Genomic DNA, 25,666 nt, shown 5'->3' with positions numbered 1-25,666 from the left:
GAATTACGAATTACGAATTACGAATTACGAATTACGAATTACGAATTACGAATTAATTCCGCTGTTTGCTTTGTCTGTGTCAGAGATGCTTCGATTAGCTGTTCTCCGAATTTCTTTACTTGCTCTACTAAAATCTCTCCGGCGCTTTCAGGTGAGCCGACGTTGAAAGGTGGTGCTGGATTATACTCAAGTAGTAATTGAATAAACTTAGCTGTTTTCTCACCATACAGATGGGCGGCAACTACGAGTCCAAAATCGATACCAGCAGTCACACCACCGCCCGTAATGCGATCGCGATCAATTACTACTCTTTGCGTTTCCACTTCAACCCCTAGCAAAGCTAACTGATCGCGAAATGCCCAATGACAAGCAGCACGGTAGCCTTGCAGTAATCCCGCCGCCGCCAGAATCAGAGAACCAGTACATACCGAAGTGATATATTTTGCTGTTTTGCTTTGCCGTTGCAAAAATTCCAGCACCTCAGTATCGCGCATCATTTCCACCTGTCCAGGGCCACCAGGAACGCACAATACATCTAATGCTGGACACTCATCAAAAGTAGTAGTGGGTAAAATCGTCATGCGATCGCTGCTTGTCACTGGTTGCAAAGTCTTCCACAACAAATGGACACAAGCATTAGGCATAAAGGAGAATACTTGATGTGGCCCCGTGATATCAAGTTGAGTCATACCAGGGAAAATAACTAGACCAATGTGATATTTTACTAAATTTGTCATTGTTAAATTTCTCAACAACTGTTATGAATAATGGTAAAAGTGACTACTCAATCCGCCTAGGGATGAAATTTGATACCATGAAATATCAAACTCCTTACCCTCTCTGCGCCTCTGCGACTCTGCGTGAGGTAAATCATCCCGCAATTATGCAACGCCTTAATTTCCAATTCCCAATTCCTCATTCCCAATTACAAACTCCAAATTAAATACTTCTGCAAAAGATTGTGCAATATGAGAGCGTACTTCTTGACAAGCAATGCCAGGAATCCATTCGGCTAAACTACCTACAAGCTTATCAGAGATGCCGCAGGGTACAATTTGCTCAAAACCTGCCATGTCTGGGCAAACGTTTAATGCAAAGCCGTGCATGGTAATCCAACGACTGACTTTAATCCCAATGGCGGCAACTTTACGTCCTTGTAACCAAACGCCAGTAAAACCCGAAATTCTTTCGCCCTGCAACTCGTAATTTGCCAATACGCGAATTATCACTTCTTCGAGTTGTCGCAAGTACCAATGCAGGTCTTTACAATGACGTTGCAGATTTAAAATTGGATAACCGACGAGTTGACCGGGACAATGGTAAGTAACTTCACCACCGCGTTCGACTTTATGCACATCATATTTACTTTTGTCAATATCAAATTTGATAAATTCGGAATTGGCTCCTTGTCCCAAAGTGTAGACAGGGGGATGTTCTAGCAAGATTAATGCATCATCAAGGCTGGGGTTGTTAATGCGCTCTGTGAGAAGCGATCGCTGCCATCGATGAGCATCTATGTAAGTCATTAGTCCTTGGTTATATAACAAACAACGGTTTTTAGGTGTTTCCATACTACGGATAATGCCAAAAATCAACTGATATTAGAGAGAAATATATTGCAAGTTAGGTGATTGTGGTCAAAAAATGTCAAGCTATGCAAAGGATTTTAAAGGAACATCAAGGGAACCTGCTTCTGGAAGTACAAAGTGCTAGTTTGAATATACAACCTCGATTGGTTTTGGGAGGAATTCTCTGCAATAAGCATCACGCCAAGACAATAGAGACGAATGCACTGGCTGATGACTCCATATAGTTAATAAAATTGTTTGCATCTAAAACAGAGGATAAAACTTTCATCAAGACTTGTTTTCTTTATCAACAGTGAGCGCACCTCTTGAAACACAGAAAAAGCAACAACGCTTTAACCAACAAGGCAGTTCTAGGAGCGATCGCTCAAACTGCCATAAGCAAGAGATATACGTAAATAGCCAATTGCTTGGCAACCAATTGGAGTTAGCGCAGAGATAAAGAGATCAATTCAGATGCAGCAAGCTTAGAGACGGCGTACCAACAGTACATCAAAACAGTTCACAATTTGTTTTGGCGGCAGTGATAGACCTTACCGCAATCTCTTTTCATACAAAACAAATTCACATCAAAATATCTCAGCGGGGGAGTTTACATGAAGCTTGTCATCCACGGCAAAAATATTGAAATCACCGATGCGATTCGGGAATATGTGCATCAAAAAATAGAAAAAGCAGTTAATCACTTTCAGAACATTACAAATGAAGTAGATGTCCATCTGAGCGTAGCCCGTAATCCCCGAATCAACCCCAAACAAGCGGCTGAAGTCACCATTTATGCAAATGGTAGCGTCATCCGTGCCGAGGAAAGCAGCGAAAATCTATACGCCAGTATTGACTTGGTTGCAGATAAAATCGCCCGTCAACTGCGTAAATACAAAGAACGGCGTCAAGACCAGAAAATTCATGCTCAACCAACGAATGAGGTAGTAGTTACAGAATCGGTGGTGACGGATTTAATCGGCGATCGCACCCCCGAATTACCCAACGAAGTTGTCCGCACAAAATATTTTTCCATGCCTCCGATGACTGTTGCAGAAGCCTTAGAACAACTGCAACTCGTAGGACATGACTTTTATATGTTCCGTAACGCTGAAACCGGGGAGATTAACGTCATTTACGAACGTAACCATGGTGGTTATGGCGTCATTCAACCCCGTAATAATAACGGTCATACCAACGGCAAGAATGGCAAGACAGCCCAAGCTAACATTGCCATGCCGGAGAAGTCGCACTCGAAGTGAGGAATGGGCAAGAGGACGCGGGGACGCGGAGAAATTTTCTCCCTCACTCCCTCATCCCCCGGTTGGTGAGTTTCGACTACGCGGTAATCGAGCGAAGTCGAGATTCAACTACCGCAAGTCGAATCACATCCCCAGTCCCTCAAACCGCTAGCTGTTGTACAGTTTTGAGCGCTTCTTCAACGTGACCTTTAAAGTTAAACATTGAATCGAAGACATATTGCACGATTCCTTGTTGGTCAATCACGTAAGTAACGCGACCAGGAAACAAGCCAAAAGCGGCGGTTGCCCCGTATAGCTTGCGTACTTGGTCACCTTTGTCACTAAGGAGAGTAAATGGTAGCTGGTGCTTGGTAGCAAATTTTTGGTGAGATTCGTTAGAGTCAGAACTTACACCGATAACTTCAGCACCAGCCGCTTTAAAAACTTCATACTGATCGCGAAAGGCACAGGATTCTGTCGTACACCCTGGTGTGTCGTCTTTGGGATAAAAATACAACACAACAGCTTTGTTGCCGCGAAAATCTCTCAGGCTTACAGTTGAGCCATTTTGAGCGGGTAGAGTAAAATCAGGCGCGGTATCTCCAACTTTGATTGTCATGGCTACTAAAAAATTCCAAATTTAAACTTATATTAATAATTATTAGTCATTGTTTACAGATTTTTTACTTGTAGCGAATAACACAAGTTTTTACAAGTATTTAATAGAGTCTATTTGCAAAGCTCAACCTTTGTTTCATCAGACTGATGCTCAAACGGTTAGCTAACGAATAGATCCCAAATGGATTCTATAAATGTTGCAATAGTTATTTAGTAAAAAATTTTATTTATGCGCCTGACTTCATTAGATGTTTTTCGCGGCATTACTATAGCTGGGATGATTCTTGTCAATATGGTGGGGGTAGCAGATAACGTCTATCCTTTTTTAGCCCATTCTGATTGGCACGGTTGTACACCGGCTGACTTAGTATTTCCCTTCTTCTTATTTATTGTTGGCGTAGCGATGACTTTTTCCTTGTCAAAGTACACCGAAGCTAATAAACCTACCAAAGCTGTATACTGGCGTATCTTACGCCGTGCCGCTATACTTTTTGCCTTGGGGTTACTATTAAATGGCTTTTGGAATAAGGGTGTTTGGACATTCGATTTGGGTAGCATCCGCATCATGGGAGTATTGCAACGCATCAGCCTTACTTACTTGTTTGCCTCTCTAGCAGTCCTCAACCTACCGCGTAAAGGTCAATGGATACTGGCAGCGGTTCTACTCATTGGCTATTGGCTAACGATGATGTATGTGCCAGTACCCGATTATGGTGCAGGAGTCCTAACAACGCGGGTAGGCAACTTCGGCGCTTATATCGACCGCTTAATTATACCGAAAGCACATCTGTACGCAGGTGATGGTTTCAAAAACTTGGGAGATCCAGAAGGGCTTTTCAGTACTATTCCCGCGATCGCCAATGTTCTTGCTGGCTACTTCGCTGGTCAATGGATACGCGCTAACCAAGTAAAATCACGTACAAGCGTAGGCTTAGTATTATTTGGCATTGGTTGCTTAATTATCGGTTGGGCGTGGGGTTGGACATTCCCCATCAACAAAAAACTGTGGACAAGTTCTTACGTTATCTTCACCACAGGTTGGGCATTACTATTGCTAGCAGCTTGTTACGAACTCATCGAAGTGCGCCTAAAACGTCGTTGGAGTCAACCCTTTGAAATTATGGGGTTAAATGCGATCGCTCTTTTCGTAGCATCTGTATTATTAATTAAGATCCTAGCCAAAACCAAAATCGGCAATGGAGAAAACGCCCTCAGCACCTACAACTGGATTTACCAAAACATTTTTGCATCTTGGGCAGGCACATTCAACGGTTCCCTACTCTTCGCCATAGCCACCGTCTTATTATGGCTCCTAATTGCCATCATCATGTATCGCCAACGCTGGTTTCTCAAAGTTTAAACCCTGAACCTAAGCTGTTCCACATATAACTTGCATAATTAGGGCGGGCAAGATGCCCACCCCATAAGAGTTTTATTTAATTTGATTATGTAATTTAGATGTTTTTTAGCTTAATACTCAGAAACTGAAATCATTCTACTCCTCCACGCTAAAATCCACCTTATCGTAAATATCCCCCAGCAAAACTTGGCAAGGAACATCAGCCAAGTTTAAACTTTCCTCCGCACCTTCAAATTCTGAAAATACCCACTTATTCTTATCTGTTTTCCAGTATTGCTCAACATGCATCGTATACTGGTCAATTAAAACATATTCTTGAAAACTAGGAATTGTTCGATAAGCAGCAAACTTTTCGTCTCTATCGTAACTTTTAGTAGATTTTAATAACACCTCAGCAATCATCACCGGATTTGTAATAGTGTCCTTTCTTCCCTCCTCATACACAAGTGGAACTTGCACAACCATGACATCAGGATACGTATGAATTCGCTTATTAGGAATCCACAGACGCTGATCTGTGACAAAAGCTTGATAATGCTGACGCTTGAGAGCAAAATTTAGTGCAGCATAAAAATTGCCAGCAATTTGGTTATGATTTGGTGTTCCGCCTGTCATCTGAATAATTTGACCATCAATATATTCATGACGTTCCTCTGAATTAACCTCTAATTCTAGATATTCTTCTGGCGAATAGTAGCGTTGTTCTTGTACTTGCATAAATATTCCTCATTTTTGGGTGAATCATAAAGATAATAGACCTCTTGTAAAAGTCCTTTTTTGCATTCTCTTCTCTGCGTCTCTGTCTTGAAAAGTTTCCTACGGAGGGAAACCCTCCTTCTCCTGACGGAGACGCTACGCGAACAGAACTTTTCGCTGCGCCTCTGCGTGTTAGCGAAGCGGGGCGTAGCCCAACAAAAAAATATTTATGCAAAATGTATTCAGGTAAATTGAGTTAGCCAACTGATTTTTTTACTTGAATTCAGTTACCCAAACACCTCTACTTCTTCAATAGCATTAAGTTCATCCAGAATTCGCCAAACTTCCTGTAACATTGCCTCTAACCCTGTGCGGGTAACTGCGGAAATCAAGAAAACAGGAGCGTAAGAGAGATGATTAAGTTGGGTAGCCAGCGCTTCTAAATCTATGGTTTCTCTATCAACCGCATCAATTTTGTTGAGTGCTAAGATTTGCGATCGCCTCTCCAAACCTCGTCCGTATGCTTGCAATTCTTGCTGAATTGTATTGTAATCCCTAATCACATCATCGCTAGTAGCATCAATCAAATGCAATAACACCCGTGTACGCTCGATATGACGCAAAAAATCATGGCCCAATCCGACACCTTCAGCAGCACCCTCAATCAGTCCGGGTATATCAGCAAACACCGTACCATCACCAGTAGGTTTCCGTACCACACCCAAATTTGGTATGAGGGTAGTAAAGGGATAATCAGCAATTTTAGGACGTGCGGCTGATAAGGATGAAATTAAAGTAGATTTGCCCGCATTGGGTAGCCCAATAATACCCACTTCTGCCAAAAGTTTTAACTCTAGGCGCAGCAGCTTTCTCTCGCCTGGTAAACCTGGAAGGGCGTATTCTGGGGCACGGTTCCGGTTACTCAAGAAATGCTGATTTCCCAGTCCACCCTTACCGCCTTCCGCAACACGGAAAGTTTGCCCAGACTCAATTAAATCTCCCAATAATTCGCCTGTTTCTGCATCATAAACAACAGTACCGCGAGGAACTTCAATGATCAAATCCTTACCATTTGCCCCGGTACAATTATTGGGCCCTCCGCGCCCACCGTTTTCTGCTTTAAAAAGATGGTTATACCTGAAATCCAGCAAGGTTTGTAGGTTTTCCTCAGCAACGAAAACTATCGAACCACCCCGTCCGCCATTGCCGCCAGAGGGGCCACCAGCTGGTACATACTTTTCACGTCGGAAAGCGACAATACCATCACCACCTTTGCCAGCTTCAACTTCAATTTCTGCTTGGTCGATAAATTGCATATCTTTAGAGTCCTGAGTTATGAGTGCTGAGTTGTGAGTTTTAAATTATAGGTTTTTAATTAACACTTCACTCCTTACTCTTTACTTTTAACTCAGCACTCGGCACTCGGCACTCGGCACTCAGCACTCAAATATATGGTGAAACATCTTCGCCACATTCATCTGCTAAATAGGAGAGGGCGCGGAAACGCAAACCTACCATTTGTTCATATAGTGGGTTGAGTTTACACATTGGTGGGATGTGAACAATTTTGCGTCCGAACAAAGTGACATCGCGCTCAAAAGGACATTGGGAGGGGATCATTTTACACAAAAAGCGGGCTACTCTGGGGTCTTGGACATCTAATTTGTCCATCCAGTCGCGCAGGGGATTGAGTGCATCTAGCTGACGCTTTGTAGGCGCAATTGTGGGGGTAATTTGCTCTGGATGTTCTAGAGTTTGGCGTAGGGCTTCTAGTAAATGCTCTGGTTGTTCCAGGGCTTGACAAAATTGGTGTAAGATAACGTCTTCGCTGGGAGAATAAGTACCATCTGCGATCGCTACCATAACTGCTGTACGCAAAAAGTTTTCAGCTGCTGGTGTAGCTCTGCCCAATACTGTAGCTAATTCTTCTGGTGTAATTACCTCCAATGACTCAAAATCCAAGCACGGAGCTAATTCATTTTGGGTAATACTAGCAATTATTTCCTGTTCTTGAGCATCAAAATTATCATCTGCCCAAGCAATAGTAAGCAGTCCACGTAGCCAAGCGGCAATTTGTTCGCTGCTGTAGGGGGATTGAACAGCATCTTTCATAAACTCACGCCTCAAGCTTTCTCAGTCAATACTAAGCTACCTTGAAGGTGGCTTAACTGTTGTAAAAATCACATTAAGGCTCTAACAATTTGTTACTTTTCCAACCATTAAAGGGATAGGACTCATATTTGATTTGGTGAAAAAACTCCGTATACCGTTCAAGGACGCGGGGACGCGGAGAAGGCGAGACGCGGAGAAAGAATTCAGGCGGGGTTTCAATCCCCGTCTGAATTCAAGCCACTGAATCGTTCGCGCAGCGTCTCGAAGAGAAGATTCAGTGGGGGTCTTAAACCCCTGGGACTTGCGTCCCCGCGTCCCCGCGTCTCCGCGTCTTCTTGATAAAATCTCTCTTCCCCCACTACGCCACTTGACGGCAGTTGCTCCACTTGGGGTTTACCACCGCTTTCGATGAAGTGAATCTCTCACTTTCAAGTAGCCATTCTCAACCTTGAGGAAAATCTTAAAACTTTTAGTATCTAGCTACAACACTTAAAACACTCTATTCGCAAAGCGATCGCATAAATGCAGTCTTCTCATGAATGAATCACAACCACGTTAAGCTGGTTATACAGTAGCAATTTGTTGCACTTTTTATATGAAAATCTCTGTTAGTGTTAATTTTTAACTTTTCCTGCTTGAGAAACCCGGAATGCTAGACCACATTTTTGATTATCTCCAGTTTCATTTCAGCGTCGAAGCCCCCATAGTCTTACTGATCCTGGTGTTCTTAGAAGCGGTGCTATCTGCTGATAATGCGATCGCTCTTGCTGCAATTGCCCAAGGATTAGAAGACAAAAAACTAGAACGTCAAGCCCTCAACTTTGGCTTAGTTGTCGCCTATGTCCTCCGGATCACTCTAATTCTCACCGCTACTTGGGTGCAGAAATATTGGCAATTTGAATTATTGGGCGCTGCTTACTTGCTATGGCTAGTATTCCAACATTTCACCTCCGCAGAAACTGATGACGATCATCATCACGGCCCTCGCTTTAACTCTTTATTGCAAGCAATACCCGTGATTGCCTTCACGGATTTAGCATTTTCTTTGGATAGCGTTACCACAGCGATCGCCGTTTCTCAAGAAAAATGGTTAGTACTGACGGGTGCCACAGTAGGGATTGTGACACTGCGATTCATGGCTGGTTTATTTATTCGGTGGTTGGATGAATATGAAAACCTAGAAGATGCAGGCTATATAACTGTAGCTTTAGTGGGTTTACGTCTGTTATTGAAAGTCGTCAACGATGCCCTAGTACCGCCAGAATGGTTTATGATTGGTGCGATCGCCCTCATCCTCGGTTGGGGATTTACCAAAAAGCGCACCGTGACTTCATTACCCCAAGAAGAACCAGAAAAGAGCGAAGTGTCGAAGTGAAGGGGGACGTGGGGGATGAGGGAGATGAGGGAGATGAGGGGGATGAGGGGGACGTGGGAGATGAGGGAGATGAGGGAGATGAGGGAGATGAGGGAGATGAGGGAGAAAGATAATTACCCAATCCCCAATCCCCAATCCCCAATCCCCAGTCCCCAATCCCCAATCCCCAATCCCCAATCCCCAATCCCCAATCCCCAGACTACTCGTGCAACCAAGGGGTAATATCTGGTTGCCAGTTGACTAATTCTTCATCCTTAAACCATAAAGCAACTTCCCGCTTGGCAGTTTCTGGAGCATCAGAACCGTGAATGAGGTTGCGACCAATATTGATGCCAAAATCGCCGCGAATTGTTCCTGGTTCTGCTGTTAAGGGATTTGTTGCACCAATAATCTTTCTTGCCGCAGCTACAACACCGTCACCTTCCCACACCATCGCTACTACCGGGCTAGAGGTGATAAATTCAACTAGACTGGGGAAAAAGGGTCTTGAGCGGTGAACATCATAATGTTGTTCAGCCAATTCTCGACTGACTTTCAAAAACTTTAAACCAACAAGAGTAAAGCCCTTAGTTTCAAAGCGACGGATAATTTCACCCACTAGGCCGCGCTGTACGCCATCAGGCTTAATTGCTAAGAATGTGCGCTCCATTGCTATCTCCCAAAACTTAATAAAATTTTTATCTTAGTCGTTTGTCGTTTGTCCTCTGTTACAAAGTTCTAATCGCCGGAAGCCGCCGCTCAGACTTTTCGCTGCGGCAACCCCTTCGGTGTACGGAGGAAACCCCCTGGTGACTTTGCGCTTTGTCGTTTGTTCTTTGTTTTTTGTCCATAGTTTAATATTTTGCACTCCCAACTAATCACAAATGACCAATGACAAATGACTAATGACAAATGACCAATCAGAGTTTATCTCAGAAATTATCTCTAGGTATATATCAGTTCTCAGATGAATGAGTTAAATTGTTAATTCGTGGGTGAAACACAGAGGTCACAAACAAATGGGTGTTGAGTCAACTGCTACATCTGACGAGGTGGTTAAACTGTCGTCCAATGGACTTAAAGAAGTGAAAAATCACAAACAAAAAAAGCTGTTACCACCAAGTACTAACACAGGAGAGTTACCTCGCTCCTGGAAAATAGAAGATAGTGAAGCCCTATACCGGATTGAAGGTTGGGGACAGCCTTATTTTTCGATTAATGCTGCTGGACACGTTACCGTTTCCCCTAAAGGCGATCGCGGGGGTTCTCTAGACTTGTTTGAGTTAGTCAATGCCCTCAAACAGCGTAATTTGGGACTACCGATGTTGATTCGGTTTTCTGATATTCTAGAAGACCGAATCGAGCGGTTGAATGCTTGTTTTGCTAAAGCGATCGCCCGCTATAACTACCCTGGTGTCTATCGTGGCGTGTTTCCCGTCAAATGCAACCAACAACGGCATTTGATTGAAGATTTAGTGAAGTTTGGCAAACCTCATCAATTTGGTTTAGAAGCTGGTTCCAAGCCAGAATTAATGATTGCTCTGGCTATCCTGAATACACCAGGAGCATTGTTAATTTGCAATGGCTACAAAGACCGGGAATACGTCGAAACTGCAATGTTAGCCCAAAGACTAGGACAGACACCAATTATCGTCATAGAACAGATTGAAGAAGTCGATTTGGTGATTGCTGCCAACCGTCAATTAGGCATTAAACCAATCTTAGGAGTCCGAGCTAAACTCAGTACTCAAGGTATGGGACGCTGGGGAACCTCTAGCGGCGATCGCGCTAAATTTGGTCTAACTATGCCAGAAGTGATGGAAGCAGTTGACAAGTTACGCGAAGCAGACATCCTCGATTCGTTGCAGTTAATGCATTTCCATATTGGCTCACAAATCTCCGCCATTAATGTGATTAAAGATGCCATCCAAGAAGCCAGCCGCATTTACGTAGAGTTGGCGATGCTGGGAGCAGATATGAAATATCTCGATGTCGGCGGTGGCTTGGGTGTAGATTATGACGGTTCTCAAACCAACTTCTACGCTTCAAAAAATTACAACATGCAAAACTATGCCAACGATATCGTGGCAGAGTTAAAAGATACCTGTGCAGAACGGCAGATACCCGTACCAACACTGATTAGTGAAAGTGGACGAGCGATCGCATCTCATCAATCAGTGCTGATTTTTGATGTTCTCAGTACCAGTGATGTCCCCCTAGATGCACCAGAACCGCCTCAAGAGGGGGAATCCCCAGTTATTAATTACTTGTGGGAAACCTACCAATCGATCAACATAGAAAATTATCAAGAGTTTTATCATGACGCGACTCAATTCAAAGAAGAAGCCATTAGTCGCTTCAACTTAGGAATTTTGCGCCTCAGAGAACGAGCCAAAGCCGAGAGACTTTACTGGGCTTGCTGCCAAAAAATTCTTGACATTACCAGACAGCAAGAATACGTACCTGATGAACTGGAAGACCTAGAAAAAATCATGGCCTCCATTTATTACGTCAATCTTTCAGTGTTTCAATCAGCACCAGATTGTTGGGCGATCGACCAATTATTTCCCATCATGCCAATCCACCGCCTCAGCGAAGAACCGACGCGGCGAGGAATCTTAGCAGACCTCACCTGTGATAGCGATGGCAAAATAGATCGCTTTATTGACCTGCGTGATGTCAAATCGGTTTTAGAACTGCATACCCATAAACCAGGAGAACCTTATTGCTTGGGGATGTTCTTAAATGGAGCTTACCAAGAAATCATGGGTAACTTGCACAACTTATTTGGCGATACTAACGCGGTTCACATCCAACTAACACCCAAAGGCTACCAGATCGAACACGTGGTTAAAGGTGATACCATGAGCGAAGTCGTGAGTTACGTACAGTACGACTCCGAAGATATGGTAGAAAACATTCGCCAGCGTTGCGAGCAAGCCTTAGAAGAAAAGCGCATCACCCTAGCAGAATCTCAGCGACTCTTGCAAACCTACGAGCAGAGTTTGCGGCGGTATACGTATTTGAATAGTTAGGGAGTAGGGAGTAGGAAGTGGGGGATAAGGGAGAATAATCAATTCGCAATTCCCCAGTCCCTGTTCCCTGTTCCCTAATTCACATTTGTCTCCAACAATTCAGCTATTGCTTGGCGTTCAACGGGAGTGTGGGATGGTGGTGTCTGGCGGGCATCGGTAATCAGCCAGTCTAAAGCAGCAGCTTGGACATCTATCGCTGCCCCAGTTTTATCTACGCAATAGCGCCCAAACACCAATTTATCAACTAAGCGGACTCCAGGCCCCAAGCGCGACCATTCAAATATCACACTATTTTCTACTGTGGCACCACTACATATCCAACAATTAGGGCCAATCATCGCTGGCCCTACAATTTTCGCTCCATCTTCAATTCTCGTCATGCCACCAATGTAAACAGGGCCTGTAATATCAACTTTGTCCCAATTCACGGCAACATTTAAGCCAGTGTATATACCAGGGGAAACTTCATGACCTGGAATTTGCACATTTTTGATTTCTCGCAGCAGTACACCGCGAATTGCTCGCCAGTAATCAGGGACTTTACCAATGTCTACCCATTCAAAATCCATCGGTATAGCATAAAAGGGCGCATTCATTTTTACCAAATCGGGAAACAGCTGACCACCAATGTCATACTCTACTCCCGAAGGAATGTATTTAAATACCTCTGGCTCGAATATGTAAATACCCGTATTGATATTGGTACTCAAGGCTGCTTCGGTTGAAGGTTTTTCTTGGAAAGCTTTGATGCGATTATCGTCGTCAGTGACGACCACGCCGTAACTAGAAACTTCTTCTTTGGGGACAGATTTTGTAATAATAGTAGCGATCGCCCCCTTCGATTTATGCCACTTCACCGCCGCAGTTAAATCTAGATCAATTAGAGCATCACCACACAAAACTACAAAAGTATCATCAAAAAACGGCGAAAAATCTTGGATACGCTTCATCCCTCCGGCGGAACCAATAGCTTCCCCCACCAGTTTTCCGTCGTCATCAATTTTACCTTCAAAAGAATAAGCAATTTGTACCCCGAACCGTTGCCCATCACGGAAATAATTCTCAATTTCCTCAGCTAAATGGCTGACGTTGACCATAATCTGATCAAATCCATGTTGACGTAATAATTCCAGTAAAAATTCCATCACTGGCTTTTGCAGGATAGGAATCATTGGTTTGGGAGTAGTATAGGTAATCGGACGCACGCGAGTACCTTTGCCCGCCGCGAGAATCATCGCTTTCATAAAAATTTATTCCTCAACCACAAGCCAGTTTACTTTTATCAAGTGATACTTAATCATTTGTTTTCAATTCTGCTCTATAGTTATCTCAAGTTTTGGGATAACGGGGGATTTACTGGTTGTTGCAACCATAGATAAAGGCAGGTGACAAGCGATCAGTTATCCTTTCAATTTACTCGGATTTTGGGGCTGAAGCAAAAACCCATAACACCGAGTTTAGCGGAATCAGTTCAATGGTTGCTCGTTTGCAATTAAACGAATTTTAATCTCATGGTAAAACTCCTCTTGAAATAGCTCTACTTTTGATTGAGCCGATAGCAACAGTAGCGCCCAGAAAACGCTAACTAAGTGACTATGCTCTGACTCATGTCCAGATCCGTTTTGATTTGGTTGCTTTGTCTGAGTCCACAACTCTACAAGCTGTTCCAGATTCAACCAATTTTGTTCTAAATTTAGCTCTTGTGCTGAAAGATACAAAACCTGTTCCAGTTCCCCAGCTACTTCTGTTAAATTCTCCTGGTGAGCTAAATCTAGTGCTTCCCGCATCATTTGGATGCTGGGTTGACGCTTGGGACGGGCAGGTTTGCTCACCTTTTGTACTAGTTTGAGCTGATCCGCCATGATTTGTAATTGCTCAATTAACTCTTGCAGAGTCACACGGCGTTTTGATGGTGGCATTGCTGCTGGACGACGACGCAGTTGCTTTTCTAGTGGCAAACGATGAGCCTGATGTAATGCACCATCTTCAAGATTTAACAAAGTGTCATCTATGACATCTTCTACATTATCTACGGTTGACAATTGCATCAAAGTATTAGCTTTGAATAAAACTAGCATTGATGCTGATAAAAAAGCTTGTCCAGATTGCGATAAATCAGCCTCATAGCCTCTTGCTGTAACCTCCGGTGCCATTAGTTCTAAGTAACGGTCAATTACCTCGATCACTTGGACATCCCAAGGATCAATTTCCCCCCGCTCTGCTTGGTCAATCAGGAGTGTAATTGTTTCTAATAGCTCGGAAGCATCCATTCTGATTTCCGATTACGCAAGTTTTGATATGAGATGTCAGAAAAAATACAGACTTTACACGCCTTTACAACAAAAGGGTGTAATTATGAACTTGATACCTTAGCCTAGCATGATTACGAATTCGTAATTCGTAATTCGTAATTAAGACACTTTCGATAAGTCCTGTAGAGACGCGCTGTTTGCAGCATGTGCAGCTAAAGTAAAGCTAACTTGACAATATGGCAACTAGGTTTTACTATCCAAGTAATGCTAAGAAAAACCCATACAGCATTCCACGTAAAAATCCCACAACCAAACATCAAACAAGTTTCTTACCCCACTCCCCATTCTGATGAATAAGTTTTTCAGCTATGCAAAACCGTCTACGTTTTCTCAGGGCTGAACAAAACTGGTCGCAGGCAGAATTGGCAGAACGTTTAGATGTTAGCCGTCAAACGGTTAATGCTCTAGAAGTTGGTAAATATGACCCTAGCTTGCCTCTGGCCTTCAAAATTGCTCAACTTTTTCGCTGTCCGATTGAAACAATTTTCTTTCTGGAGGAAAGGTTTATGTATGAAAAATCTCCGTATGAAAGATATGCAGAACAAATTATTTTCTTTGAAAGATATACAGAAAAGGCCGTTCAAGCGATTAAACTAGCTCAAGAAGAGGGTGCCGAAATGGGGCATCAATTTGTTGGTACTGAGCAGATTTTATTGGGACTAATTAAACAAGGCACTGGTATTGCTGGTAAAGTCCTGAAGTCGATGGGGATCAATCTTGATGATGCTCGCTCGGAGGTAGAAAAAATTATTGGTCGTGGTCAACAAGTAAAGGGAGTGGAGTTTCCTTTCACTCCCTTAGCTAAGTTCGCTCTTGATTTTTCATTAGAAGAATCCCGCCAGTTGAAACATGACTTTGTTGGCACAGAACATCTCCTCCTCGGTTTGTTGCGGGTAACTGATGGGGTAGGGGCGAGAGTGTTGCAAATCCTTGGGGTAAACCTCCAAGAACTGCGGCAGCAGGTGTTAAGAGAAATTGAAATTATGCTGCCAAAAGCCACATCTACACCCATTGCAACCAGCCATACCAATCAGATGAAAAACACTGGGTATGATTTGGGTAACTCTCCTATAGACTTTACCTCTGGTGAAATTAGCGCTCGTTTTTGCGCTCTTTTGTTTTCCTGGGTTGAGCCTCGTAAGCTAGGACATATTGTTGGTGCTTCTGCTGGATTTCAATTACCTGATGGGGATGTAGTAGCACCAAAAATCTCTTTCTTTTCACGAGAACGCGTGAAGCGAGTTCCCAGAACCTATCCCGAATTAGCGCCTGACTTGGTAGTGGAGATTAAATCTGCTTTTGACAAATTAGCATCACTCCAAGAGAAAATTCGCCGATTTTTAGACTTGGGAGCGAAGATAGGACTACTCATTGATCCAGATGAGAGGACTGTTGCTATTTATAATTCCAGCAGTGAGTTCAATGTTTTTGGAGAAAGCGACAAGCTGACAATCCCGACGTTGTTACCTGGGTGGGAGTTATCAGTGTTTGAATTGTGGCCGCCTGTGTTTGAGTAAACTAGTCCCTTTGAATCGTGACGGTTGACACAAAGTTATCAGCTTTGCTATTTTTAAGTGCGTCAAACGTGCCTTTAATGGTACCGGCAATAGGAACAGCAACAAGTGTTCCTAATAACCCCGCAATCTCAAATCCCATCAAAATAGACACAAAAATCCAAATGGGATTCAAGCCAATAAAATTGCCGAGTAACTTGGGGGCTAATAAGTTATCTTTAACCTGCTGCATGAGAATCGCCATTAAAGCCACTTGAACTGCTAACCACCAATTTTGTAGTAATACCAAAATTGTTACTAGCCCAATACCTAAAGTTGCACCAATAAAAGGAATGAGTTCAGAGATGCCAATCAATATGGCGAACAACAAGGCAAATGGGATTTTGAGAACTAAAAAAATTGGGGTGAGAGTTACCACCATGAATAATCCCAGTAATAACTGACTGAGAAAAAAGTTACGGAAATTCAATTTTAAGGATGTGGTAAAGGGGACTCGAATATTGGCAGGTAAAAGATTGATTAATCCATACCAGACGCGATCGCCATACAGCAGCATATAAAATGCCAGTACAACCACTAGCACAATGTTAAGTAATCCTGACAGCAGCGTCCCGGCAAATCCCACAGCACTAGAGGCTAGCTGTTGCACTAAATTTTGAATATTGGCATTGATTTGGTTGCTCACCACCCGCAAATCAATCGGTAAACGTCGTTTTTTGGCGATCGCTTCAAACTGCTCCAAGTTGTCTTGACTAGCCATTAACCAATCAGGAATCTTATTCAACAGTTGGGTTGTCTGATCAATCACTAATGGCACTAGAGTGATGCCTACAATTACTACAACAGTTAAAGTTGCGAGTAAAACGATAATCACTGCTTGAGTGCGAGTGATCCGAGCGCGTTCAAAAAACTTAACAGGATAATTTAGGAGAAAAGCCAAAATAGCCGCAACACTGAGGATACTGAGAGGATGCCGAAAATACCGAAAAAGTTCAGACAGCAGCCAAACATTGAGAGCGATAATCGGGCCACTCAAACCATAGATTAACAGACGTTGCAGCAAGGTCGAAGGTCGCATCTGATGCAATCGATTTTCGCAACTCCTTAGAAATTTGTAAAACTGGTATTGGCGTTAATCCTCATCATAGATACTTTTTACCAGTGCGTGTACGAGCGTACTTGATTACCAAGGCAAATTATCATGGATAAAACTATAGCCGACCTTCGCAGAGATTACACCTTGCAGGGGTTGGGCAAAACCGAAGTTGACCCCAATCCGTTTGCACAATTTAAAAATTGGTTTGCTCAGGTATTAGCCGCACAACTTCCTGAACCTAATGCCATGACTCTTGCCACCGCCACACCAGACGGCAAACCCTCAGCTAGAATGGTACTCCTCAAAGATTTTGATGAGCGGGGCTTTGTCTTCTTCACCAACTACAACAGTCGCAAAGGACAAGAATTAGATGTAAATCCCCAAGCTTCTCTAGTTTTTTGGTGGGTAGAACTAGAACGTCAAGTCAGAATTTTTGGGGGTGTGGAGAGAGTTTCGGAAATTGAATCAGATTATTATTTTCACAGCCGTCCTGCCAATAGTCGCTTAGGTGCGTGGGCATCTAATCAAAGTGAAGTAATAGAAAGCCGAGAAATTCTTGAGCAACGCCTGCGGGAGTTACAAAGTAAATATGAAAATCAAGAGGTTCCCCGACCGCCTCATTGGGGAGGATTGCGAGTCATCCCCACAGAAATCGAGTTTTGGCAAGGACGTTCTAGTCGCTTACACGATCGCTTACTTTACAAACGCTTGGAAAATAATAGTTGGAAGATAGAGCGGTTGTCACCGTGAGCGGGACTGGGGATTGGGGACTGGGGACTGGGGACTGGGTAATTATCTTTCTCCCTCACTCCCTCACTCCCTCACTCCCGCGTCCCCGTGTTTTCTTCAAAGTTATGTCACTGGAACTTTAGCAACCAACTGAATTCTGGGGTCTGGCATGAAAGTGTATCGCAGGTAAAACCCTCCCCAGACGAACAGGATAATTAAGAATGTGCCGATACCAAGGGGACTAGGAAGCCAGAAAACTGCTTCTATATGGTTTAGTTCGCCAGGTTGGAGTAGCCAAGTTAGTTGCTTGCCATTTTTTTGTGGCTTGATCGCAGTTTCAGTTTGTTGAATGTTCTTAGCTCCCCAAGGGGTTTTTAAGCTAAATTCTAAATCGAGAATCGAACCAGCGTTAGTCTGGACATTGCCTTTGCTGGAAATTAGAGATAGCGATCGCAAATCCACATCATAAATCAATCGATTCCGTACCAAAAGTAAAAAATTATTCTGGTTCAAAATTAAATTCGATTCAATTTTTGGTAATTCTGAATCAGATTCACTCGTCACAGTTTCAGATGGTTGATTAGCACGAGAGTTAAAAAATCCGTTGAACTTCTTTTGTAATTCCGTAGCATCACTAAAAGGAATTGTGACAATAATTTCTTCTTTGGAGAGTCGCCTAGCTTTACCCTCTAGTTTGCTGGCGCGATGCTCCATACTGTCTAACCATTCATAAACATAATCACCACTAAAACTAGTTAGCCGTTCCCCCAACTTAATATGCTGTACCAGTTCTCCACTATTTGCATGGTCAAAATTAACCGCAACATTGTACTGAACACACCCAGACAGCAACACAGATGTGAGTAACACCAACCACATAAACCGCATTCGCTCAAATACGCCTTTAAACAATGAATTCATACTTAAATCTCCAAAAAGATAAGGGGGACGAGGGGGATGAGGGGGATGAGGGGGATGAGGGGGATGAGGGAGATGTGGTTCGACTTCGCTCACCAACCGGGAGAAAATTTCTCCGCGTCCCCGCGTCCCCACGTCCCCGCGTCCTCTTCCCCAATCCCCCAATCTCCTCATAAACTCAACCAAACCAAGTACGAAACTGTTAAACCAACAGCAATTAGTGCCACCCAGATAAAGCGATTATCTCTGGTATTGACCTGACTCAGGTCAACAAATTCTGGCTCAGCACGTTTCTGTGGTTTAGCTGGTTGGCTGGGCTTGACAGTCACACGAACTTTCTGATCGTTGTCAGAGAGTGCCCCTAAATCGGGGATTTCAGTCATCCATTCACTAGGCCTTTGCAATTTTGGTGCTTTTAAAATGTAAAGTACCCGTCGCGCTTGTTTGCTAGTTTCTAAATGTGGATGGCGCTTAAGCCTTTCGCAAAGAGCGATCGCATCATCTGAACGCCCAGCCGCCTCATAAGCTGTTACTAGCCAAATGTCAATTTCACCCGCCAGTCGAGAATTGGACGATAACAGGGCGCTGGCTTTTTCTAAATTTTCTACAGCTTCGCGGTATTGCCCATTTTCAAAGGCAACTTTCCCCCTCTGGTAGCGAGTTTTAGCAATGTCTATACTTTCTGCACTCACGTTTTGTACACAAATCAGCACTGCTTTCATTTTGCCAATGTCAGCAATCTTTTTGAAATCTTCTTATCAATCGACAATCTTCAAGTCGATAAAATTTTAGAATTTGAGTGGAGATTGGGGACTGGGGATTGGACAAGAGGACGCGGGGACGCGGAGAAATTTTCTCCCGGTTGGTGAGTTTCGGCTACGCGGTAATCGAGCGAAGTCGAGATTCAACTACGCGTTCGCGTTAGCGTCTCCAATAGGAGAAGATCGCCTTTTGTAGGCGAAATAATCTATGTTTCCGAAGGTAAGTAGAAACCCCACCTATAAGTGGGTGGCTGATTTTTCCTATTCCCTATTCCCTATTCCCTGTTCCCTTTCATTGCGTTTATGCACAAAATATGCTGAAAATCAAGTACTCAAAATTAAATTGGCTGGGAGCTGGTATGACACTCGCAGTGATGAGTGCAGCGATCGCTCCAGCTTCGGCTCAGCAGGTAATAATTATTAATGGTAATTCTGGAGTTAGCCGCTCGCCTGCTGTTGGTACCTTTATTTACGGTAGTCCAATTCCTACTCCCATTCTCGTAGACCCAGCTACGGGACTCAGACCACGATCTAATAATTATTCCAATTATTCCTATCCTCAGACAAGACAACAAGTAGGAAATTCCACACTGATTAATCCGACTTTAATCAATCCCACAATTCAAGACTCGACCTTAGTTAATCCAGTAATTATCAATAATTCCTGGCGTCGTACACCATTCAGAGGGCGATCGCGCGTCATCCTAAATTATCCCTGGTAAGTGAGATGTGGTTCGACTTCTCCTGTCAAAGATGCGACGCTTAGCAAGATCTTGAAGGGTACGCGGTAGTTGAATCTCGACTTCACTCGATTACCGCGTAGCCGAAACTCACCAACCAAAAGATGGGGGAGACGCGGGGAAGTAAAGAAAGATTACACCATTCCCAATTTCCCACTCCGAATTACGTTAGCGAAGCGGTAGCGAGTCTTCGAGCGTCATTACGAATTACGAATTACGAATTACGAATTACGAAATTACGGACTAAACTGTGAACCAAGAATCATTGTACCGATACCAACATCGGTAAAGATTTCGAGCAGGAGGGCGTGAGGGATGCGTCCGTCGATGATGTGTGCGGCGCGTACTCCTTGAGCGAGCGATCGCACACAGCAATTAACTTTGGGGATCATCCCGCCACCGACTACACCAGTAGCAATTAAATCGCGGGCTTCGCGAATATCTACTTTCGGTATCAACGTAGACGGGTCTTTGTAATCTTTTAAAATACCCCTTGTGTCAGTTAACAAAATTAACTTTTCTGCTCCTAATGCGGCTGCTATCTCACCAGCTACAGTATCAGCATTAATGTTGTAAGATTGTCCTGTCTCATCTGCGGCTACACTCGACACTACAGGAATATAGCCATTACTGGCGAGGGTTTCCAAAATTTTGATATTGACATTGCTAACTTCCCCTACAAAGCCGATGTCTTCTTGACCTTGAGGACGAGCTGTAATGAGATTACCGTCTTTACCGCAAAGTCCGACTGCTAAACCTCCAGCCTGGTTAATTAAGGCAACAATTTCCTTATTAACTCGACCGACTAAAACCATTTCCACCACATTCATTGTGGGGGCATCAGTGACTCTTAATCCATTTTTAAATTGCGCTTCAATTCCTAATTTATCTAACCAACTGTTAATTTCTGGCCCACCGCCGTGTACCAAAATTGGACGCAAGCCGACGCAGGATAAAAATACAATGTCGCGAATAACTCGATCTTTGAGAGTGCTGTCTTTCATCGCAGCACCACCATACTTAACAACAATAGTGCGACCTGTGAATTGTTGAATGTAAGGTAGTGCTTCGCTTAGCACGCGCACACGGGTGGCTTCAGTTTGCCTGATGTAGTCAGTATCGTTGACCATCACAAGGATTTGTTGAGATTTAAAACCTATGCAGTCAGTGTAGAAGACTTTGGAGTCAAAAGGGAATGGGGAATGGGGAATTGGGGAAGAGGACGTGGGGACACGGGGACGCGGGGACGCGGGGAAATTTTCTCCCGGTTGGTGAGCGAAGTCGAACCACATCCCCTCATCTTCCCCTGCCTCCCCTGCCTCCCCCTCACAGGTGTAGGGATTTTACATTCAATCTGAAAAAGCCTATTTTTTCGTTCCAAAATCTTTCTGTGCGTCTCCCCGTCCCCGCGTCTCCCCGTCCCCGCGTCTTTGCGTCGATCAAAACGCAAAATATTAAAAACCTACACCTGCCCCCTGCTCCTAGCCTCTTTTACTGGCTCTCAATTGCCCGCAAGCCGCATCTGCTTCTAAGCCACGAGAGTAGCGGATGCTAACGGCTATGTTTTGTTGTTTGAGAATGTTCAGGAAAGCTTGAATACGATCGCGGTTAGGGCGTTTGTAGTCTACTTCTTGAATGGGATTGTAGGGAATCAAATTTACATGACTCTGGAATCCTCGCAGACATTTGGCTAGCTCTAGCGCATGTTCTGGTAAGTCGTTGAGTCCAGCGAGAAGAATGTATTCAAAAGTTACGCGTCGTCCCGTAATTTCTACATATTCTCGACATTCGGCGAGTAGATCCACAAGAGGATAGGAGCGGGCACTGGGGATGAGTTGTTCGCGTAGGGCTTGATTAGAAGCGTGAAGACTCACCGCGAGAGTGACTTGCAAATGATGCTGGGCAAAATGACGAATTCGATCGCGAATGCCGACGGTTGAGACAGTTAGCGATCGCTGTCCAATACCAATATCTTGATTGATTGATTTAATCGCAGCCAAAACATTGTCAGTATTTAACAACGGTTCACCCATGCCCATAAATACCACATTGCTCACCCGTTGTTGAAAATCTTCTTGCACAGTCAATACTTGATCAACAATTTCATGACGTGCCAGATTGCGCTTATAGCCTCCCTTGCCAGTGGCGCAAAAATCACAAGCCATCGGGCAACCCACCTGAGTAGAGACGCACACTGTTAAGCGTTTGTCACTGGGTATACCAACAGTTTCAATAATTTGCCCATCTGCCAACTGTAAAAGATACTTGACAGTCCCATCAGGTGCAACAGTGCGATAGTGTAAAGTTGAGCGCCCAACAGGAACTTCGGCAATTTCTGTACGCCATTGTTTAGAGAAGACAGAAATATCAGCTAGCGATCGCACTCCCTTTTGATAGATCCACTCATGCAGCTGCTTACCTCTATAGGCAGGTTGTCCTTGCTGCTGTACCCAAGCAGTTAATTCAGCAACCGAAGCACCCACCAAGGGAGTAATTAATTGTGATTTTTCTCGGTTGTATGAGTCAACCTGAGATACAACAGGCGTAGCAGACATATGAACTAAAAAACCATATAAGAGCTTGTACTAAGCGACCAATAACCTAGACAATCATAGTCACTTATTGATCAATTTTAAACATTTTTTACATCATTGTTTGAAAATTGTCAATAAATTAGGATTGCTATAGGAGCTTTGCCTGATTGGAATTTCAATCTTAAATTCTGCCCCACCTCCAGGTTCAGAAATACACTCAATCTTACCATTGTGTTTATCTACAACTATTTGATAACTGATTGATAATCCTAAACCTGTGCCTTGTCCTACAGGCTTAGTTGTGAAGAAGGGATCAAAAAGTTTTTGTTTAACACTTTCAGTCATTCCTAAACCATTATCTTGAATCGAAATGGCAACCCAATTATTGTCTAACACTTGAGTGCAGATTTTAATTTGACTGGGTTTATTTTGAATTTCTGCTGTTGTTCTTTCTTGATTATGTTTATCTAAAGCATCAATTGCATTACTGAGGATATTCATAAACACTTGGTTTAATTGTCCGGCATAACATTCTATTTCTGGCAATTGACCATATTCCTTACAAATCTCAATAGCAGCATGTTCTGGTTTCGCTTTGAGACGATTTTGTAAAATTAATAGAGTACTATCAATTCCCTCGTGAATATTGACAAATTTCATTTCGGCTTCATCCAACCGAGAAAAGTTGCGTAAGGTCAGCACAATTTCGCGAATGCGTTGAGTACCAATTTTCATTGAAGAAATGGTTTTAGGCATATCCTCAATGAGAAAATCGAGGTCAATTTCTGATATTAAATTTTGCAGTTCTGGGGTAGTATTGATGCAACTCTCTTGGTAAAGCTGAATTAAATTAATTAAATCCTGGGTGTAGTGATCAATATGAGCAAGGTTCCCATGGATAAAATTAACGGGATTATTAATTTCATGCGCTACACCTGCAACAAGTTGTCCGAGACTAGACATTTTTTCGGTTTGAATAAGTTGGGATTGAGTGCGCTGTAGGTTTTGCAGAGTTTGTTTGAGTTCAGTTGCTTGTTGTAGTAGAGTTGCTTGTGAATAGCGCAGTTGTTCTTCAACTTGTTTGCGATCGCTAATATCCCGCAAGAACACGATATATTCTTGGCGCTGGCGAATCATTCTCTGTGAAATCGTAATTTCGATGATGCGTTTACCTGTTTGGGGATGGTTGAAGATTTGTTCGCTTCTATTTTGCCAATAAGCAGGTACATCATCTAGTTCTAATAAAAAATCATTGAGATGATGCCCAATTAATTGATTAGTATCTATCGTCAATAAGACTTCAGCCGCTGCATTAGCTTGAGCGATCGCACCTGTTTCATCAAGTACTAAAATAGTATCTAAAACAGTATCTAAAGCATTTATAAAACGACTCTCAGCTATCTCACGAGCTTCCGCAATCGAGGCAATTTGAGGTAAAGTAGTCCAGCAAGCGATCGCTACTCCCATGAATGATAAAATCATCAAGACAATTGCTAAAAGATTATCATCAATATCACCAGGGAGCTTTTGTAAATTATCTTTAATTACCCAGGCGATCGTTGCTGCCGTACAAATCAATGCAACTAAAATTCCTACCTGAAACCCAACAAAATCTTTAATTTTTACACTGTCAAACTGGCGGCGCTGCACCCACCATTGCAGATGAAAAGGTGGAAAAGCTATCCGCCGAATAGCAGCATCAGCCACTAAAATCAATAGCGGAGACAGCAACCCTGCAACCAAGTCTCGCCAATTCCACGCCAAACCACCAACTATTAAAGCAAAAGCTTCTAAAAGACAAAAACCTAGAGACAACCAAGGCCATCGTATTCCTGGTTGACCACGATTTAACCACAATCCAAAATGAAACATGATGATACAGAGCAAATAGCTAACAGTGATCATCATCACCAAGCTATTCAAATTACTCCACATCAAATAATACACACCGAACACAAAGGTAAATGCTAGTCCGGGTTTCAGCACACCTTGGCGAGAAACAACCGTAAAAACTGGTGATAGATGTCCATCTAAAGCTAGTTGATACAAAATGCGAGGAGTATTAACAATCCCAATTGCAGCACTGAGAAGACTATTAGAGGAAATCAATAGTGTCACAATGAATGAAGCTGATTGACCCCAGAAAGGTGAAGCAGCGAAAAAAGTTTTAAAGGTGTCACCCCCGAATTCCGAATTACTTGCCAAACAGATTAATACCCAAGAACCACCTAAAGAGATAATTGGCATCAGGCAAGCGACTACCGATAGTAAACTCAAAGTTTGACGAGGTTGCTGACTATCGGCAATAAATGCTACTCCTGTTTCCAAAGGATATACAGCATAGACTGCAAAAATAAACCACTTTGGCCATTCAACAACTGAGAAACTCGGCAAACTATTAGGAAAAAATCCATTGCTTTGTGGTGAAAATGCTAACCAACTAATGCCTTGAATAGAAAACAAAAGCACCAATCCTACTGCCGGGATAATGAAACACAGGTGCAGAATCGCTAAGGTGCGTGTGCCGCTAAATGCCACACTAAACAAAATCAGAGTGAAAACGATTTTCATCGGCATTTCTGGGCAAGAAACACCCCAAGGTTCAAGTTGAGCTTTAATTAATTCTGTTAGGATGATGCTACTCAGTGGAAATGCTGCCCAACCAACAAAGTATCCTAAAGCTGCATAACGTCCTAGAAAGGGAAAATTCTCTAGCAATCTGCTGGTGTAGTTAGCGGTTCCTCCTGCTACATCTGGCCATTGCTTCCCCAAAGCTTGCACTTGGAAGCACAACATTAAACCTATAATCGTTGCTGGTATCCATACCCATAAAGCTTGTATCCCCAGTCCATAAGTGATAACTGGTGCCGACGAAAACCATCCCAATAACCCACACAAGCTAAAACCAAAAGTTTCAATAGTAGTTAAAGAACGCGGCAGCTTCATGACTGAGTGGTAATTTTTATCGACACCCAAAATAGGTTGGGTATGCATACTTAGTTAATTTATATTGATACTCTGATTATTTAGATAGCCTATTGTTATATTGTGAAATAAGGGTGAGAATGCTGAAAACTT

Annotated in this window: 24 protein-coding genes and 2 pseudogenes; 11 read left to right on the top strand and 15 right to left on the bottom strand. The window is 43.1% G+C overall.

Going from position 1 to position 25,666, the window contains the following annotated elements:
• Nucleotides 1–38 precede the first annotated feature (38 nt).
• Both AC5JMF_RS11250 and lipB read right to left on the bottom strand, forming a co-directional pair.
• A complete protein-coding gene (locus AC5JMF_RS11250) occupies nt 39–737 on the bottom strand; it encodes a DJ-1/PfpI family protein (protein WP_495795792.1) in 699 nt (232 codons plus the stop codon).
• 156 nt (nt 738–893) lie between these two features.
• Nucleotides 894–1,583, bottom strand: coding sequence for a lipoyl(octanoyl) transferase LipB (lipB, locus tag AC5JMF_RS11245; protein ID WP_495795795.1), 690 nt, complete (start codon nt 1,581–1,583; stop codon nt 894–896).
• A 71-nt stretch (nt 1,584–1,654) separates the two neighbouring features.
• Between lipB and AC5JMF_RS11240 the strand changes: the two genes are divergently transcribed.
• The 3 genes from AC5JMF_RS11240 to hpf all read left to right on the top strand — a co-directional run bounded on the left by AC5JMF_RS11240 (nt 1,655) and on the right by hpf (nt 2,830).
• Nucleotides 1,655–1,813, top strand: a complete 159-nt coding sequence (locus AC5JMF_RS11240) for a hypothetical protein (RefSeq protein WP_495795791.1) — start codon at nt 1,655–1,657, stop codon at nt 1,811–1,813.
• Between the two features lie 68 nt (nt 1,814–1,881).
• Nucleotides 1,882–2,028, top strand: a complete 147-nt coding sequence (locus AC5JMF_RS11235; protein ID WP_495795790.1) for a hypothetical protein — start codon at nt 1,882–1,884, stop codon at nt 2,026–2,028.
• Nucleotides 2,029–2,182: 154 nt separating this feature from the next.
• Complete coding sequence (gene hpf, locus AC5JMF_RS11230; RefSeq protein WP_495795789.1) at nt 2,183–2,830, top strand: ribosome hibernation-promoting factor, HPF/YfiA family; 648 nt, start codon at nt 2,183–2,185, stop codon at nt 2,828–2,830.
• 139 nt (nt 2,831–2,969) lie between these two features.
• Here hpf and AC5JMF_RS11225 read toward each other — a convergent pair whose 3' ends face one another.
• The gene (locus tag AC5JMF_RS11225; RefSeq protein WP_495795788.1) at nt 2,970–3,428 is read right to left on the bottom strand and encodes a peroxiredoxin; all 459 of its coding nucleotides are present in this window, start codon (nt 3,426–3,428) and stop codon (nt 2,970–2,972) included.
• A gap of 228 nt (nt 3,429–3,656) precedes the next feature.
• Here AC5JMF_RS11225 and AC5JMF_RS11220 point away from each other — a divergent pair, with 228 nt between their 5' ends.
• A complete protein-coding gene (locus AC5JMF_RS11220) occupies nt 3,657–4,787 on the top strand; it encodes an acyltransferase family protein (protein ID WP_495795787.1) in 1,131 nt (376 codons plus the stop codon).
• A gap of 135 nt (nt 4,788–4,922) precedes the next feature.
• Here the strand turns inward: AC5JMF_RS11220 and AC5JMF_RS11215 are convergent, their stop codons facing one another.
• The 3 genes from AC5JMF_RS11215 to AC5JMF_RS11205 all read right to left on the bottom strand — a co-directional run bounded on the left by AC5JMF_RS11215 (nt 4,923) and on the right by AC5JMF_RS11205 (nt 7,595).
• The gene (locus tag AC5JMF_RS11215; RefSeq protein WP_495795786.1) at nt 4,923–5,504 is read right to left on the bottom strand and encodes a Uma2 family endonuclease; all 582 of its coding nucleotides are present in this window, start codon (nt 5,502–5,504) and stop codon (nt 4,923–4,925) included.
• A gap of 266 nt (nt 5,505–5,770) precedes the next feature.
• The gene (obgE, locus tag AC5JMF_RS11210; RefSeq protein WP_495795785.1) at nt 5,771–6,799 is read right to left on the bottom strand and encodes a GTPase ObgE; all 1,029 of its coding nucleotides are present in this window, start codon (nt 6,797–6,799) and stop codon (nt 5,771–5,773) included.
• Between the two features lie 127 nt (nt 6,800–6,926).
• Nucleotides 6,927–7,595 carry a Mo-dependent nitrogenase C-terminal domain-containing protein gene (locus tag AC5JMF_RS11205; RefSeq protein WP_495795784.1) on the bottom strand — a complete coding sequence of 223 codons (669 nt, stop codon included), beginning with the start codon at nt 7,593–7,595 and terminating at the stop codon, nt 6,927–6,929.
• 649 nt (nt 7,596–8,244) lie between these two features.
• On the opposite strand from AC5JMF_RS11205, the gene AC5JMF_RS11200 reads away from it, so the two are divergent.
• A complete protein-coding gene (locus AC5JMF_RS11200; RefSeq protein ID WP_495795783.1) occupies nt 8,245–8,970 on the top strand; it encodes a TerC family protein in 726 nt (241 codons plus the stop codon).
• Between the two features lie 199 nt (nt 8,971–9,169).
• Here AC5JMF_RS11200 and ndk read toward each other — a convergent pair whose 3' ends face one another.
• A complete protein-coding gene (ndk, locus tag AC5JMF_RS11195) occupies nt 9,170–9,619 on the bottom strand; it encodes a nucleoside-diphosphate kinase (protein ID WP_495795782.1) in 450 nt (149 codons plus the stop codon).
• 349 nt (nt 9,620–9,968) lie between these two features.
• Between ndk and speA the strand changes: the two genes are divergently transcribed.
• Entirely contained in the window at nt 9,969–11,984 is a 2,016-nt protein-coding gene (gene speA, locus AC5JMF_RS11190) for a biosynthetic arginine decarboxylase (protein ID WP_495795781.1), read from the top strand.
• A gap of 74 nt (nt 11,985–12,058) precedes the next feature.
• On the opposite strand, the gene AC5JMF_RS11185 is transcribed toward speA, so the two are convergent.
• Together AC5JMF_RS11185 and AC5JMF_RS11180 are read right to left on the bottom strand one after the other, a co-directional pair.
• Nucleotides 12,059–13,228: a nucleotidyltransferase family protein gene (locus tag AC5JMF_RS11185; RefSeq protein WP_495795780.1), complete on the bottom strand. Its 1,170-nt coding sequence runs from the start codon at nt 13,226–13,228 to the stop codon at nt 12,059–12,061.
• A gap of 222 nt (nt 13,229–13,450) precedes the next feature.
• Nucleotides 13,451–14,254, bottom strand: a complete 804-nt coding sequence (locus AC5JMF_RS11180) for a segregation/condensation protein A (RefSeq protein WP_495795779.1) — start codon at nt 14,252–14,254, stop codon at nt 13,451–13,453.
• A gap of 350 nt (nt 14,255–14,604) precedes the next feature.
• On the opposite strand from AC5JMF_RS11180, the pseudogene AC5JMF_RS11175 reads away from it, so the two are divergent.
• The 3 genes and pseudogenes from AC5JMF_RS11175 to AC5JMF_RS11165 form a co-directional block, all read left to right on the top strand.
• A pseudogene (locus AC5JMF_RS11175) lies at nt 14,605–14,772 on the top strand (helix-turn-helix transcriptional regulator); the annotation flags it as partial.
• A gap of 30 nt (nt 14,773–14,802) precedes the next feature.
• A pseudogene (locus tag AC5JMF_RS11170) lies at nt 14,803–15,288 on the top strand (Clp protease N-terminal domain-containing protein); the annotation flags it as partial.
• Nucleotides 15,280–15,813 carry a Uma2 family endonuclease gene (locus tag AC5JMF_RS11165; RefSeq protein ID WP_495795794.1) on the top strand — a complete coding sequence of 178 codons (534 nt, stop codon included), beginning with the start codon at nt 15,280–15,282 and terminating at the stop codon, nt 15,811–15,813. The pseudogene AC5JMF_RS11170 and the gene AC5JMF_RS11165, both read left to right, overlap by 9 nt.
• A 1-nt stretch (nt 15,814) precedes the next feature.
• Here AC5JMF_RS11165 and AC5JMF_RS11160 read toward each other — a convergent pair whose 3' ends face one another.
• A complete protein-coding gene (locus AC5JMF_RS11160) occupies nt 15,815–16,888 on the bottom strand; it encodes an AI-2E family transporter (protein ID WP_495795778.1) in 1,074 nt (357 codons plus the stop codon).
• 123 nt (nt 16,889–17,011) lie between these two features.
• Between AC5JMF_RS11160 and pdxH the strand changes: the two genes are divergently transcribed.
• Entirely contained in the window at nt 17,012–17,656 is a 645-nt protein-coding gene (pdxH, locus tag AC5JMF_RS11155; protein ID WP_495795777.1) for a pyridoxamine 5'-phosphate oxidase, read from the top strand.
• 102 nt (nt 17,657–17,758) lie between these two features.
• Here pdxH and AC5JMF_RS11150 read toward each other — a convergent pair whose 3' ends face one another.
• Both AC5JMF_RS11150 and AC5JMF_RS11145 read right to left on the bottom strand, forming a co-directional pair.
• Nucleotides 17,759–18,556, bottom strand: coding sequence for a DUF3153 domain-containing protein (locus AC5JMF_RS11150; RefSeq protein WP_495795776.1), 798 nt, complete (start codon nt 18,554–18,556; stop codon nt 17,759–17,761).
• A gap of 167 nt (nt 18,557–18,723) precedes the next feature.
• Nucleotides 18,724–19,275, bottom strand: a complete 552-nt coding sequence (locus tag AC5JMF_RS11145) for a tetratricopeptide repeat protein (RefSeq protein WP_495795775.1) — start codon at nt 19,273–19,275, stop codon at nt 18,724–18,726.
• A gap of 398 nt (nt 19,276–19,673) precedes the next feature.
• Between AC5JMF_RS11145 and AC5JMF_RS11140 the strand changes: the two genes are divergently transcribed.
• On the top strand, nt 19,674–20,036 hold the full coding sequence (locus tag AC5JMF_RS11140; protein ID WP_495795774.1) for a hypothetical protein: 363 nt from the start codon (nt 19,674–19,676) through the stop codon (nt 20,034–20,036).
• A gap of 254 nt (nt 20,037–20,290) precedes the next feature.
• Here AC5JMF_RS11140 and argB read toward each other — a convergent pair whose 3' ends face one another.
• The 3 genes from argB to AC5JMF_RS11125 form a co-directional block, all read right to left on the bottom strand.
• The gene (gene argB, locus AC5JMF_RS11135) at nt 20,291–21,187 is read right to left on the bottom strand and encodes an acetylglutamate kinase (RefSeq protein ID WP_495795793.1); all 897 of its coding nucleotides are present in this window, start codon (nt 21,185–21,187) and stop codon (nt 20,291–20,293) included.
• A 348-nt stretch (nt 21,188–21,535) separates the two neighbouring features.
• The gene (gene rlmN / locus AC5JMF_RS11130) at nt 21,536–22,609 is read right to left on the bottom strand and encodes a dual-specificity RNA methyltransferase RlmN (protein ID WP_495795773.1); all 1,074 of its coding nucleotides are present in this window, start codon (nt 22,607–22,609) and stop codon (nt 21,536–21,538) included.
• Between the two features lie 93 nt (nt 22,610–22,702).
• Complete coding sequence (locus tag AC5JMF_RS11125; RefSeq protein WP_495795772.1) at nt 22,703–25,582, bottom strand: ATP-binding protein; 2,880 nt, start codon at nt 25,580–25,582, stop codon at nt 22,703–22,705.
• Nucleotides 25,583–25,666 lie beyond the last annotated feature (84 nt).

Source organism: Desmonostoc vinosum, assembly GCF_059505385.1.
This window is presented reverse-complemented; position numbering and strand designations above follow the sequence as displayed.